This is a genomic window from Ensifer sp. D2-11, from assembly GCF_054161295.1.
On record NZ_CP096434.1, the window covers coordinates 967217 to 980891 of the forward strand.

Below are 13675 nucleotides of genomic sequence, written 5' to 3' on the forward strand. Positions count from 1 at the left end.
GCCCTTTGACAAACGCTGCGGCGGACATCGCGCTGTTCACGACAGCGCGTAAGCCGGCTGAAGACCCTCGGCACCGGACAGGTGGATCAAGGACATATCCGCCCAGGCAATGAAGTGCGGGTTTGCGAAGGCGCTGTCCTCCTCCTGCATCGTCTTGCCGTAGAGGAGGCGCGAGCCGTCCAAGCGGACGACCGAGCCGCCGGCAGCTTTCAGCACCGCGTCGCCGGCGGCCGTATCCCACTCCATCGTGCGGCCGAACCGCGGATAGACGTCCGCCTTGCCTTCCGCCAGCAGGCAGAATTTCAGCGACGAGCCGACGGAAGCGTAATTCATCACGCCATGGCCGGTGAGGAAGGCCTCGGTCTCGGAACTGTTGTGCGAGCGGCTGGCGACCGCCGTCAGTTCCGCACCCCGCACCCGCACGCGGATCGCCTGCCGGTGTTCGAGTGCCCATGCCGGATCGAGCAGAAGCTTTTCCGCCCTGCCGCCGTCGGCGACATAGGCGCAGCGCTGCGCGGGTGCATAGACGATGCCGGCAACCGGCACATTGCCCTCGATGAGGGCAATGTTGACGGTGAAGTCGTTTCGGCGATTGATGAATTCCTTCGTGCCGTCGAGCGGATCGACGAGAAAGAACGTACCGCCGCTGATATCCGGAACGCGGCCCGAGGAAACAGACTCCTCGGCAACCACGGGGATGTCCGGAAACGCCGCCGCAAGTCTCTCGAGAATGATCGCTTCGGCCCGCTCGTCGGCTTCGGTGACGGGCGAGTGATCGTCCTTGTAGCAGACTTGGGGACCGGCGTCGTAGACCTCGAGAATTGCCGCACCCGCATCGAGCGCTATGCGCTCCAGTATTTCGCAAAGGGGCGTCATTTGTCCTCCATCCTGCGGTCAAGGAATGCCTCGATCGCGAGCGCCAGGTCGGTCGGTTCATGGCCGACGGTGCGTATATGGAGTTCCGGGTTTTCCGGGGCCTCATAGGGCGAGGAAACGCCGGTGAAGTTCGCGATCTTGCCGGCGAGCGCCTTCTCGTAGAGCCCCTTCGGATCGCGGCGCGCGCACTCGTCGAGCGGCGTGTCGACGAATATCTCGATGAACTCGCCCTCCTCCATCAATTCCCGCGCCATCCGCCGCTCGTCGCGGAACGGCGAGATAAAGGAGACAAGAACGATCAGACCGGCATCGGCCATGAGCTTGGCCACCTCCGCCACGCGGCGGATGTTCTCTACCCGGTCCTCCTCGGTAAAGCCGAGGTCCCGGTTGAGGCCGTGACGCACATTATCGCCGTCGAGCAGGTAGGTATGCTTGCCCTGAGCGTGGAGGATCCTGTCGAGCTCGTTAGCGATGGTCGATTTTCCGGAGCCGGAAAGCCCGGTGAACCAGAGAACGGCAGGGAGTTGATTTTTCATGGCGCTGCGCGCGCTCTTGTTCACCTCGAGCGCATGCCAGTGGACGTTGTCTGCGCGCCGGAGCGGAAAATCGATCAACCCCGCACCAACCGTGGCATTCGTCACCCGGTCGACGATGATGAAGTTGCCCGTCGCCCGGTTGTCTTTGTAGGCGTCGAAGGCGATCGGCGCCTGTGTCGAGATGTTGCAGACACCCACTTCATTCATCTGCAGCGACTTCGCCGCCTCACGGATGAAGCTGTTGATGTTGACCTGGTGCTTGAGCGTGGTGACCGTCGCGCTGACGCTGTCGGTCTCCGTGCGCAGGATGTAGCTTCGTCCCGGCATCATCGGGTTCGCATCGAACCAGATCACATGCGCCTGGAACTGGTCCGCCACGAAGGGTCGGGCACCAGGGGCCACGAGCATATTGCCGCGGGACGCATCCACCTCGTCAGAGAGGACCAGCGTCACCGCTTCGCCTTCCCCTGCCGTCGCAAGCTCCCCGTCATAGGTCACGATCGCCTTGACCGATGTCCGCTGCCCGGTCTTCGCGACGACGACCGGATCGCCCACGGAAATCCTCCCGCAGGAGATCTGCCCGGCATAGCCGCGAAAATCCGCGTTCGGCCGCATGACCATCTGAACCGGGAAGCGGAAAGGCTTTGCCTGGTCCGTCGGGTCGAGTTCGACCGTTTCCAGATATTCGAGCAGCGCCGCCCCTCTGTACCAGGGCGTATTGGCGGACGCCGAGATGACGTTGTCGCCGTCTCGCGCCGAGATCGGGATTGGCCGTATGGTGGCAAAACCGAGCTCTTTGGCGAAAGCCATGTAGTCGGCGACGATTTCCTCGTACACCTGTTGTTGAAAATCGACGAGATCGATCTTGTTGACTGCCAGCACGACATGGCGGATGCCAAGCAGCGAGGCGATATAGGAGTGGCGCCGGGTCTGCTGGAGAATGCCCTGCCGGCTGTCGATGAGGATGATGGCGAGATCCGCCGTCGAAGCGCCGGTTACCATGTTGCGCGTATATTCCTCGTGGCCGGGCGTATCGGCGACGATGAACTTGCGTTTGGACGTGGCGAAATAGCGATAGGCGACGTCGATGGTGATGCCCTGCTCGCGCTCGGCCTCAAGCCCGTCGAGAAGCAAGGCGAGATCGATCTCCTTGCCGTTGGCGGCGCCGGGAGAGCCGACGCGCCCGAGGTTTGCGAGCTGGTCCTCGAAGACCAGCTTCGCATCGTAAAGCAGCCGCCCGATCAGAGTCGATTTGCCGTCGTCGACCGAGCCGCAAGTGATGAATCTCAGGATCGACTTGTTGTCGTGCTCGGCCAGATGCGCTTCAATGTCATGCGGCGGTATGGATTCAACATACGACATCAGAAGTAGCCCTCCCGCTTCTTTTTCTCCATCGCCCCGACTTCATCCGTGTCGATCAGCCGGCTCTGCCGTTCGGACGTGCGCACCGTCAGCATTTCCCGCAATATCTCGGGAACGGTGACTGCGTCGGACTCGACCGCCCCGGTCAGCGGATAGCAGCCAAGCGTGCGGAAACGCACCAGCTGTTGGGTAACCTCCTCTTCGGGTTGGATGGGCATGCGGTCGTCGTCGACCATGATCAGCATGCCGTCTCGTTTGACGACCGGGCGCCTGGCCGCGAAATAAAGCGGCACGATAGGAATTTCCTCGCGCAGGATGTACTGCCAGATGTCGAATTCGGTCCAGTTGGAGAGCGGGAAGACCCGCATCGTCTCGCCTTGCCCGACCCGCGTATTGTAGGTCTTCCACATCTCGGGCCGCTGGCGCTGCGGATCCCAGCCGTGCTGGGCGCTGCGGATCGAGAAGATGCGTTCCTTGGCGCGCGATTTCTCCTCGTCGCGCCGCGCGCCCGCGAGCGCCGCGTCGAAACCGTATTTCTCGAGCGCCTGCCGGAGCCCCATCGTCTTCATGACATGGGTGTGCACGTTGGAGCCGTGCGTGAAAGGGCCGATGCCCTGCTCGATCCCGTCCTGATTGACGTGGACGAGGAGATCGAAGCCGAGCTCTCGCGCCATCCGGTCGCGAAACTCGATCATCTCCCGGAACTTCCATTTGGTATCTACATGCAGGAATGGAAATGGCGGCTTGGCGGGGTAGAACGCCTTCATCGCCAGGTGCAGCAGTACCGAGGAGTCCTTGCCGATCGAGTAAAGCACGACCGGATTGGTGAATGTTGCAACAACTTCTCGAATGACATGGATCGCTTCGGCTTCAAGCCGCCGAAGATGGGGAAGAGACATATCGCAATCCCTCTGATTTTAAATAATAAAAATGGCATGCAAATAAAAATGTAGCCGTCTGCGAAATGTTGCAGACGCAATCAAATAATCGTGCAGCAGTTAAATGTGATCCCGCCGACTGGTGCGCATTTAAGCGCTATATCGGCAATATTTCAAGTAAGAATAACAATCCGTATTTCCGCGAGCGATTCGCCGCGCCGACATCGCTCAGGGCGAGCCCGCGGCCCGGGTCTTCAGGATCGCTGAAAAACGCGGATCGAAGGTCCGGCTGATCGGCTCGGCCGCGGCACCGATCGCAACCGCCCACGGGTCCGTGAAACCCAGTTGCAGCCGCGGCGCGCTGCGTAGCCGCCGCTCGGCGATCGACGGAAGCAGCGGGTGGAGAGCGTCCATGAGAAGGCGGGCGAGCCCGGATGGCATGCCGCCGCATAGAATGATCGTCTGCGGATCGAAAACCGTTTCGAGCAACTGGATCGTCGCCCGCAATTCGAACGCCGCGTCTGCGATCCAGGCAGCTACGCGACGATCCTTCGAGTGAGCGACGGCGTCGATGCGGCCGTAGAGATCGCCGTCGGCGGGGTCGATCTCGAGGATCTTGCACAGAGAGGCGATCGATATCCGGTGCTCCAGCGGTGCCCTCCCGTCGTCGGCGCCGCCACGCGGCCTGCTCAGGATCATGCCGATCTCGCCGGCATTGCCATGCGCGCCACGGTAGAGTTCGCCATTGAGGATCAGCCCCGCGCCGAGCCCGTAACCCAGATAGACGCAGAGGGCGTGGTCGACTCCATGGGCAGCGCCGACCATCTTTTCCGCGGTCGCGGCCGCCGCCGCGTCGTTCTGGAGGCGCACGTCGAGACCAGTCCCGGCCGAGAGCCTTTCAAGCAAGGGAAAGCTCTGCCAGGCGGCCATCATCCAGGGATCGTCGGCGTCGGCGTCGACGCCGAACGGGCCCGGCATCGCCACACCCAGACCCACCAGACGGTCCCTGGATTGCGGTGCGATGGCCGAAAGTTCCTGCCGTGTTTCGTCGATCAGGGTGAGTATGGCCTCGACACCCGTCTCAGGACCGCCGGCCGGCAGGATCACCTCGTTGCGGGCGAGTACTGTGCCGATCAGGTCGACGGCGACCGTGCGCGTCACGTGTCGGTCGATCTGAAGGCCGATGGCAAAGGCGCCTTCCGGTACCAGCCGATAGGGCGTCGATGGCTGTCCCCGCCCCTTGCGCACCGCGGCAAGCGACGCCACGAGCCCGTCGTTCTCGAGCTCCTCGATGATGTTGGAAACGGCCTGCTTGGTGAGTGCGGTCGCACGCGCCAGATCCGCCCGCGACAGGTGCCCGTTCAGCCGCAGTGCGTCGATCATGACACGGCGGTTGTGCGCGCTCGCGCCTTCCTGATTGGTGCCGCTCTTGGCCCGGATCGGGCGGATCTCGTTCATGAACAAACCCTCTTGACACATCTGGACTATTGAACAAGAAATAAGTCAAGACAATTGACTTAATAAGAGGTCGAAGAACCTCGGGGGAACGAAAGCGGCCTGGAAATGCCCGCGAACGCTCCGGTTTGATTTGTCGAAGGCGGCCGCGAGAAGCGGCGGAATTCCTGTTCGGCGCGCGCCAAGCGCGCCGCGAAGACTGCAACGGTCAGCTACTGGAGGCGACAATGTTGAAATCCACCCGCAACGCTTTGATCGGTGCGACGCTCATCGGGGCCGGCTTCACCGGTCATGCTCAGGCTGAAACGACGCTGAACGCGCTGTTCATGGCGCAGGCCGCCTATAGCGAGGCCGATGTCCGCGCTATGACGGATGCTTTCGCCAAGGCCAACCCGGACATCAAGGTCAATCTCGAATTCGTTCCCTATGAGGGACTGCACGACAAGACGGTGCTCGCCCAGGGTTCCGGCGGCGGCTATGACGTCGTCCTCTTCGACGTGATCTGGCCTGCCGAATACGCGGCCAACAACGTTCTCCTCGACGTGACCGACCGCGTCACGGACGAGATGAACAAAGGCGTCCTGCCGGGAGCATGGACGACCGTGGAATATGACGGCAAACGTTACGGAATGCCGTGGATCCTCGACACGAAGTATCTCTTCTACAACAAGGAAATCCTTGAGAAAGCCGGTATCAAGCAACCGCCGAAGACCTGGGAGGAACTTGCCGAGCAGGCCAAGGCGATCAAGGACAAGGGGTTGCTCGAAAGCCCGATCGCCTGGAGTTGGTCTCAGGCGGAAGCGGCGATCTGCGACTACACGACGCTGGTCAGCGCCTATGGCGGCAAATTTCTTGACGGCGGCAAGCCGGCCTTCACCACCGGCGGCGGGCTCGATGCGCTGAACTACATGGTGACGAGCTACACATCGGGGCTCACCAACCCGAACTCGAAGGAATTCCTCGAAGAGGATGTACGGAAGGTTTTCCAGAACGGCGAAGCCGCCTTCGCGCTCAACTGGACCTACATGTACAATCTCGCCAACGATCCCAAGGAGAGCAAGGTGGCCGGCAAGGTCGGCGTCGTTCCGGCTCCGGGCGCTGCCGGCAAGAGCGAGGTCTCGGCCGTCAACGGCTCCATGGGGCTCGGCATCACCGCGACCAGCAAGCACCCTGAAGAGGCCTGGAAATATATCGTCCATATGACCTCGCAGGAGACGCAGAACGCCTATGCCAAGCTGAGCCTCCCGATCTGGGCCTCTTCCTATGAGGACCCGAATGTGACGAAGGGCCAGGAGGAGCTGATCGCCGCCGCCAAGCGTGGACTTGCCGCCATGTATCCGCGCCCGACGACGCCGAAATATCAGGAGCTTTCGACCGCCCTGCAGCAGGCGATCCAGGAAGCACTACTCGGCCAGTCTTCTGCGGAAGATGCCTTGAAGAGTGCCGCCGAGAATAGCGGTCTCTAAGACGGGTCGGGTCCGTACCGGACGGGGTCACCGTCCGGTACTGCGTCCCCGCGCTTGGTCGGTGCGGCGCGTTCCCTCCCTCATCCCTGTGCTTGTCACAGGGATCCAGCAGCGCCGCGTCTGGGGCGCGGAAGGGAGCTTTCAGCCCAAGGACTTGGGCTGGCTGGATTCCTGTGACAGGCACAGGAATGAGGATCCTTGAGTGAGTATTGCCGGCCGCTACCGAAGAAGAGGTTTCCATTCATGACCGGCACCTGGATTTCGACCCGCGCGTGGCTTCTGATGTTGCCGCTCCTCGTGGTGATGACCGCCGTCATCGGCTGGCCGCTCGTCGACACCGTTCGGCTCTCCTTCACCGATGCGAAGCTCGTCGGCACCGAGGGCGGTTTCGTGGGAACGGCCAACTACATCAAGATGCTGGGCGGATCGAATTTTCAGAGGGCACTTGTCACCACGACCTGGTTCGCAGTCATTTCGGTTGCCGCCGAAATGGTGCTCGGTGTCCTTGCCGCGCTCCTTCTCAACCAGCAATTCCGCGGGCGAACGGCGCTTCGTGCATTGATGATCCTGCCGTGGGCGCTGCCGACGGTGGTCAACGCGACGCTCTGGCGCCTCATCTACAATCCGGAATACGGCGCGCTCAATGCCGCGCTGACGCAGCTCGGCCTCCTTGACAGCTATCGCTCCTGGCTCGGCGAGCCGGGAACGGCGCTTGCCGCGCTGATCGTCGCGGATTGCTGGAAGAACTTCCCGCTGGTGGCGCTGATCGCACTCGCCGCGCTCCAGGCCGTGCCGCGCGACATCACTGCTGCATCGCTCGTCGATGGGGCCGGTCCGTTCAACCGTTTCCGCTTCGTCATCATGCCCTATCTCGCCGGCCCGCTGCTGGTGGCGCTGGTACTGCGTACCATCGAAGCCTTCAAGGTCTTCGACATCATCTGGGTGATGACGCGCGGCGGACCGGCGAACAGCACGCGCACGCTCTCGATCCTCGTCTATCAGGAAGCGTTTTCCTTCCAGCGAGCCGGTTCCGGCGCGTCGCTGGCACTCATAGTCACCCTGCTCGTGACAATTCTTGCCGCCGCATACGCGGCGCTCCTCCGAAAGGCCGCCGGAGCTTCGTGATGGAACGCCAAAGCCCCCTCTTCTCCGTCTTCATCCATGCGAGTGCCCTGCTTCTCGCCGTCGTCATCCTCGCGCCTGTCGCCTGGCTGTTGATCATGAGCATTTCGCCTGCCGCGGACCTCAGTGCCAAGCCGCTTGCCTGGTGGCCGAGCGACATCGACCTCTCGCGGTACCGGACCCTTTTGTCGGCTGTCGAGAACAGTGCCGGTGCGGCCTTCATCGCCTCGCTCCTGAACAGCATCAAGGTCGCCGGAATGGCGACGCTTGCCGCTGTGGTGGTCGCCGTTCCGGCCGCCTGGGCCGTGTCGCGCACGCCGGCCGTCGCCTGGTCGCTCTACGCGGTAATCGCCACCTATATGCTGCCGCCTGTCGCCCTGGCCGTGCCACTCTATATGGGTCTTGCCTATTTCGGCCTGCTCAATTCCGTCTTCGGCCTGGCGCTCGTCTATCTCACCATTCTCGCCCCTTTCACGACCTGGCTCCTGAAATCGGGCTTCGATTCGATACCGCGGGAGATCGAGAGCGCGGCGATGATCGACGGCGCGCGGCTGGACCAGATCCTGAGGATACTGACGCTGCCGCTTGCCGCCCCTGTCATGGCAACCTCGGCGCTCTTCGCCTTCCTGCTCGCCTGGGACGAATTCTTCTACGCGCTGCTCTTCACCTCCGACCAGCGCGCCAAGACCCTCACGGTCGCCATCGCCGACCTCGCCGGCGGCCGTGTTTCCGACTACGGACTGATCGCAACCGCCGGGGTCCTTGCCGCCCTGCCCCCGGTGCTGATCGGCCTTATCATGCAGAGAGCCCTGATTTCCGGGCTCACCAGCGGCGGCGTCAAGGGATGACCATGAGAATATCGAAGGACCGCCCGGCAGGGCTCATTGCAATCGACCGGGAGATGGCGCGCCAGCATGCCGACGCGATCGCTTCCTACGAGGGAGCGACGGCCACGGCGCAGCGTATCGCCGCATCGCTGAAGTCGACGGGCCGGCTTCTGCTTCTCGGCATGGGCGGCTCGCATGCCGTCGGCCGCGCCGTCGAACCGCTCTATCGCGCCCTTGGCATCGAGGCGGTCGCCGTGCCGCTTTCCGAACAACTTGGTGAGCCGCTTTCGATCGAAGGCAAGACCATCCTCGTCACTTCGCAATCGGGCGAAAGCGCGGAAGTGCTGCGCTGGTTCCGCGAAACGGACGGCGGCACAAGCGAGACATTCGGGCTGACGCTCGAGGAAGACGCATTCCTGGCCAAGGCCGTGCCTTCGCTCGTCGGATCAGGCGGGACGGAGCGGGCCTTTGCGGCCACGCGCAGCCTGACGGTGTCCTTTGCGCTGCACCTGGCGGTCCTCGCCGCCCTCGGCGCCGACCCGGCCGACGCACTTCGCGCCCTCAGGGATCCCGAAGCGCCGGTAATCGATGGCGCCCTTGCTGCTCTCGCCGATGTCGGCGCGATCGTCACCTCCGGCCGCAAACTGCAGGGTCTCGCCGAAGCGATCGCCCTTGGGCTTACGGAACTCTCCCGTCTTCCCTGCTTTTCGCTAGAGGGCGGGCAGTTGCGCCACGGCCCGATGGAAATGCTGGGGGCTTCTGTCGGCGTCGTCCTCTTCCGCGCCGCCGATCCGACCGCCAAGCTCGTCGGAGCCATGGCAACCTCCGCAGCCGAAGCCGGCTCGCCGGTGATCGTCTTCGACGCATCGGACGAGTCTCCGGCCGCGGGTGCCACGACGATCCGCTTCAAGCCGGCGGCGGGCATGGCCGCGATCCTCGCTATGCTTCCAGTCGCGCAATCCCTGATGATCGCCTTCGCCGACGCGCGCGTCGAAAACGCCGGCACGCCAGTGCGGTCCACCAAGGTCACCCGGAGCGAATGACGATGCGTCCGCTTGCAGCCATCGGCAACGTCAACGTCGATCTCATACTCGGTCCGGCCGAACCCTGGCCGAAGCCCGGCACCGAGGTCATCGTCGACCATGACGAACTGCGCGTCGGCGGCTGCGCCGGCAACAACGCTCTTGCCTGGGATTCGCTCGGCGTGGACTACGTGATTGCCGCCAATGTCGGCAACGACCAGTTCGGCACCTGGCTGAAGGAGGCTTTCGGGGAGCGTTCCCGTAACTGGCCGGTGGAAGCGGTCGGCACGACGCTTTCGGTGGGCATCACCCACCCGGATGGCGAACGCACCTTCTTCACCACGCGCGGCCATCTGCCGCTGTTCAGCTTTCCGGAAGTGCACTCGATGCTCGATGGAAACCGACTTCGAGGCGGCTATGCGCTGCTTTCCGGTTCCTTCCTGACCGATGCCCTTACCCTTGCCTATGACGCGCTTTTCGACTGGGCGGACGCCCACGAGATCGCCGTGGCACTCGACACCGGGTGGCCGCTCGATGGCTGGACGGAGACCAACAGGCTCAGGACGCTCGGCTGGCTGAAACGCTGTCATTGCGCCCTCTTCAACGAGGTGGAGACGACCACGCTTACGGGCCTGTCCGATCCGGCCGAAGCCGCGCTGAGCTTGAAGGGCGAAATGCCTGCGGACGCCATCGTCGTCGTCAAGCGCGGCCCCCATGGAGCGCTCGCCATCGATCGGGACGGCGGAACTTTTTCCGTACCGGCGCCGCAGGTTCAGGTCGTCGATACGATCGGCGCCGGCGACGTCTTCAATGCGGGCTTCCTGGCGGCACTCGCCGCCGAAATGCCACTCGAAGCCTGCCTCAAGACCGGGGTCACGATCGCCTCGGAAGCGATCTCCACCCTTCCGCGCCGCTACGGCAAGCCCCTTTCGGCCTTCCTCGAGGAATCCAGGCGATGAGCGCTCTCGAAATCCGCAACATCCGCAAGCGCTACGCCGAGGTGGAAACGCTGAAGGGCATCGACATCGCGCTCGAAAGCGGCGAGTTCCTCGTGCTGCTCGGTTCCTCCGGCTGCGGCAAGTCCACGCTGCTCAACATCATTGCCGGGCTTGCCGAACCGAGCGGCGGCGACATCCTGATCGGCGAGCGTTCGGTCCTGGGGGTCCATCCCAAGGACCGCGACATCGCGATGGTGTTTCAGTCCTATGCGCTCTATCCGAACCTGAGCGTCGCCCGAAACATCGGCTTCGGCCTCGAAATGCGCCGGGTGCCGCCGGCGGTGCGCGACAAGGCGGTGCGCGACACCGCAAGACTGCTGCAGATCGAGAACCTGCTCGACCGGAAGCCGAGCCAGCTTTCCGGCGGCCAGCGTCAGCGCGTCGCGATCGGCCGGGCCCTGGTGCGCAACCCCCAGGTGTTCCTCTTCGACGAGCCGCTGTCGAACCTCGACGCCAAGCTCCGGATGGAGATGCGCACCGAACTCAAACGCCTGCACCAGATGCTGAGAACGACGGTCGTCTATGTGACCCACGACCAGATCGAGGCGATGACGCTCGCAACCCGCATCGCCGTGATGCGCGACGGCCGCATCGAGCAGCTCGCCGCGCCGGACGAGGTCTACGACCGCCCCGCGACGCTCTATGTCGCCGGCTTCGTCGGCTCGCCGCCGATGAACATTCTGGACGCGGAGATGACCGCAAACGGCCTGAAGATCGAGGGCTGCGAGGAGGTGCTTCCCCTGCCGGCAGCCTTCAACGGGGCCGCCTCGGCGGGGCGGCGCGTGAAGGTCGGCATTCGGCCGGAGGCATTGCGGCTCGCAGCCGGGTCAGAGGCTCAACGATTGACCGCGAATGTCGAAGTGGTGGAACTCACAGGGCCGGAACTCGTGACCACGGCTACGGTCGGCAGCCAGCGGATCACCGCCTGCCTGCCGCCGCGCACGGCAGTCGGCGTGGGATCGGCCCATGCCTTCACCTTCGACGAAACGGCCCTGCACCTCTTCGATCCGGAAAGCGGCCGCTCGCTTAGAATGGAATAGAGAGAAGGCCGATCTACCACCACCAAATGCGGAGGCGGCTGTCACCCGCCAGCAGCCGTTCGCACCGAAGCCGCGTGGTCGTTACGATAGCCAAGCTTCTCGGAAAGCTCGCCTGCCCCCTTGATCAGCACGCGAAGATAGGCGTCGCGATTGCGCAGCCCGTCCTCCTTCGGCGCGACGAGGCAGAGCGTCGCGATGCAGATCGCTTCGGCGTCGTAGACCGGCACGGCGAAGCAATGCGTGAAGCTGTCGACGATGCTGTTGAAGGTGAAATAGCCTTCCTTCTTGGCATTGCGGACCTGGGCGATGAATGCGGAGGGCTCGAGGCGCGTGCCATCCGGCAGGACGAAGTCCTCCTGCGGTATGAAGGCCAGGATCTCCTCGTCGCTCATGTGATCCACGAGGAGACGGCCGGATGCGGTCCACGGAATGGCGACCGGTTCGCCTATATTGGTGGAGATGCGGAACGGACGGCTCCCCTCGTTCATCAGGACGACGGCATATTTGTTACCTTCGAGCTGACACATCTGCGCCGTCTCGCGCGTCTCCTCGGCGATCCGCGCCAGAAGATGCTCGCTTTCGCGCATCAGGTCGAACTGTTCGGCATAGGCCGCGCCGAGGAAATAGAGCTTGCGCCCGAGAAAGACGCGGCCGTCATCGCCGCGATATTCGATGATCCCCTGGCGGATGAGCAGGTTGACGAGTTCATAGACCGACGACCGCGGCGCGCCGATCCCCTGCGCGATTTCGTTCGGGCGCAAGGGCTGACGCTGCAGGCGCAGGAAATCGAGGATCTCGAAGGCCCGGTCGAGACCCCTTGCCCTGCGATTGATCGTGTCTTCCGCCTCCGCCACCGCGCCCTCCTTGCCGCTTCTATTCCCGTCCTTCAGAATTGACCTCATTTAGCCTTGTAGGCGACGCAGTCAACTTCGACCTTGCAGTCGACCATCATGCGCGACTGGACGCAGGCGCGGGCCGGCGGGTTGGCGCCGAAATACTGCGCATAGACGCCGTTGAAGGTCCAGAAGTCACGCGGGTCATCGAGCCAGACGCCGACACGCACCACATCTTCGAGCCCATAGCCGGCTTCGTGCAGGATTGCGATCATGTTCTCGATCGCCTTGCGGCTTTCCGCGACGATCCCGCCGCCGACGATCTCGCCCGCCTCCATGGCGACCTGACCGGAAACATAGAGCCACCCGTTCGCCTCCACGGCGCGAGCAAATGGAAGGTGCTGCTTGCCCGCACCGGTTTCGCCCGTTCCATAACGCTTGATCGTCACGCTTCACTCCACTTCTTCATTAAATTCAATGGTTGGTCAGTTGAACGTCGAGGTCTTCAGAAACTCCGCCAGGCGTTCGGTCCTCGGTTTCAGGAACATCTCGCGCGGATCCCCCTCCTCGCCGATGCGCCCCTGGTTCATGAAGATCACCCGGGACGAAACCTCGTAGGCGAAGCGCATTTCGTGGGTGACGATCAGCATGCTCATTCCATCCTCGGCGAGCCCCTTGATGACCTGCAGCACCTCGTTGACGAGCTCCGGATCAAGCGCCGAGGTGACCTCGTCGAAGAGCATGAGCTTCGGATTCATGGCGATGGCACGGGCGATCGCGACCCGTTGCTGCTGGCCGCCGGAAAGCTGCCCCGGATAATGATCCTTGCGCGAGAGCAGGCCGACGCGGTCAAGCCATTTCTCGGCAAGCACCCTCGCCTCGTCGCGGCTCATCTTCTTCACCTTGATGAGCCCGAGCATGACATTGGCGGCGGCGGTCATATGCGGAAACAGGTTGAACTGCTGGAAGGCCATGCCGGTCAGCGCGCGCTGGCGGGCGATCTCCCGCTCAGGCTTGCGCCGCCGGGCGCCTCCTGCCGTCTCGTAGCCGATCTCCTGGCCGTCGATGGCGATCGTGCCGCCCTGAAACTCCTCCAGCATGTTGATGCAGCGAAGCATCGTCGTCTTGCCCGAGCCGCTGGAGCCGATAATGCTGATCACCTCCCCCTGGCGCATCGAGCAATCGACCCCCTTCAGCACCTCGACCGTGCCGTAGCGTTTGTGAAGATCGCGGATTTCGAGAAGGTTGGTCATCGGATTG

Annotated in this window: 13 protein-coding genes; 6 read left to right on the forward strand and 7 right to left on the reverse strand. The window is 63.3% G+C overall.

The features are described from left to right. Positions 1-36 precede the first annotated feature (36 nt). The 4 genes from cysQ to M1D34_RS21560 all read right to left on the reverse strand — a co-directional run bounded on the left by cysQ (position 37) and on the right by M1D34_RS21560 (position 5110). The gene (gene cysQ, locus M1D34_RS21545; RefSeq protein ID WP_498781876.1) at positions 37-876 is read right to left on the reverse strand and encodes a 3'(2'),5'-bisphosphate nucleotidase CysQ; all 840 of its coding nucleotides are present in this window, start codon (positions 874-876) and stop codon (positions 37-39) included. Beyond that, entirely contained in the window at positions 873-2774 is a 1902-nt protein-coding gene (nodQ, locus tag M1D34_RS21550) for a bifunctional sulfate adenylyltransferase/adenylyl-sulfate kinase NodQ (protein WP_498781878.1), read from the reverse strand. The genes cysQ and nodQ overlap by 4 nt, the downstream gene beginning before the upstream one ends. Beyond that, positions 2774-3673: a sulfate adenylyltransferase subunit CysD gene (gene cysD, locus M1D34_RS21555; protein WP_498781880.1), complete on the reverse strand. Its 900-nt coding sequence runs from the start codon at positions 3671-3673 to the stop codon at positions 2774-2776. The genes nodQ and cysD overlap by 1 nt, the downstream gene beginning before the upstream one ends. 207 nt (positions 3674-3880) lie before the next feature. Next, positions 3881-5110: an ROK family transcriptional regulator gene (locus M1D34_RS21560; RefSeq protein WP_498781882.1), complete on the reverse strand. Its 1230-nt coding sequence runs from the start codon at positions 5108-5110 to the stop codon at positions 3881-3883. A 224-nt stretch (positions 5111-5334) separates the two neighbouring features. On the opposite strand from M1D34_RS21560, the gene M1D34_RS21565 reads away from it, so the two are divergent. The 6 genes from M1D34_RS21565 (at position 5335) to M1D34_RS21590 (ending at position 11582) form a co-directional block, all read left to right on the forward strand. Then, positions 5335-6573, forward strand: coding sequence for an extracellular solute-binding protein (locus M1D34_RS21565; protein WP_003536038.1), 1239 nt, complete (start codon positions 5335-5337; stop codon positions 6571-6573). A 243-nt stretch (positions 6574-6816) separates the two neighbouring features. After that, complete coding sequence (locus M1D34_RS21570) at positions 6817-7698, forward strand: carbohydrate ABC transporter permease (RefSeq protein WP_010975588.1); 882 nt, start codon at positions 6817-6819, stop codon at positions 7696-7698. Then, entirely contained in the window at positions 7698-8543 is an 846-nt protein-coding gene (locus tag M1D34_RS21575) for a carbohydrate ABC transporter permease (RefSeq protein ID WP_010975587.1), read from the forward strand. The genes M1D34_RS21570 and M1D34_RS21575 overlap by 1 nt, the downstream gene beginning before the upstream one ends. Next, positions 8540-9565 carry an SIS domain-containing protein gene (locus M1D34_RS21580; protein WP_498781886.1) on the forward strand — a complete coding sequence of 342 codons (1026 nt, stop codon included), beginning with the start codon at positions 8540-8542 and terminating at the stop codon, positions 9563-9565. Before M1D34_RS21575 ends, M1D34_RS21580 begins: the two co-directional genes overlap by 4 nt. Continuing rightward, positions 9562-10503, forward strand: coding sequence for a PfkB family carbohydrate kinase (locus M1D34_RS21585; RefSeq protein ID WP_498781888.1), 942 nt, complete (start codon positions 9562-9564; stop codon positions 10501-10503). The genes M1D34_RS21580 and M1D34_RS21585 overlap by 4 nt, the downstream gene beginning before the upstream one ends. Next, positions 10500-11582 (forward strand): ABC transporter ATP-binding protein, encoded by a 1083-nt coding sequence (locus tag M1D34_RS21590; protein ID WP_498781890.1) that lies wholly within the window; start codon positions 10500-10502, stop codon positions 11580-11582. The genes M1D34_RS21585 and M1D34_RS21590 overlap by 4 nt, the downstream gene beginning before the upstream one ends. Positions 11583-11623: 41 nt before the next feature. On the opposite strand, the gene M1D34_RS21595 is transcribed toward M1D34_RS21590, so the two are convergent. The 3 genes from M1D34_RS21595 to M1D34_RS21605 are packed head-to-tail and all read right to left on the reverse strand — an operon-like array spanning position 11624 to position 13668. After that, the gene (locus M1D34_RS21595) at positions 11624-12484 is read right to left on the reverse strand and encodes an IclR family transcriptional regulator (RefSeq protein WP_498781892.1); all 861 of its coding nucleotides are present in this window, start codon (positions 12482-12484) and stop codon (positions 11624-11626) included. Continuing rightward, a complete protein-coding gene (locus M1D34_RS21600) occupies positions 12481-12864 on the reverse strand; it encodes a RidA family protein (protein WP_010975582.1) in 384 nt (127 codons plus the stop codon). Before M1D34_RS21600 ends, M1D34_RS21595 begins: the two co-directional genes overlap by 4 nt. Before the next feature lie 36 nt (positions 12865-12900). Further along, positions 12901-13668: an amino acid ABC transporter ATP-binding protein gene (locus M1D34_RS21605; protein ID WP_498781894.1), complete on the reverse strand. Its 768-nt coding sequence runs from the start codon at positions 13666-13668 to the stop codon at positions 12901-12903. Positions 13669-13675: the final 7 nt, after the last annotated feature.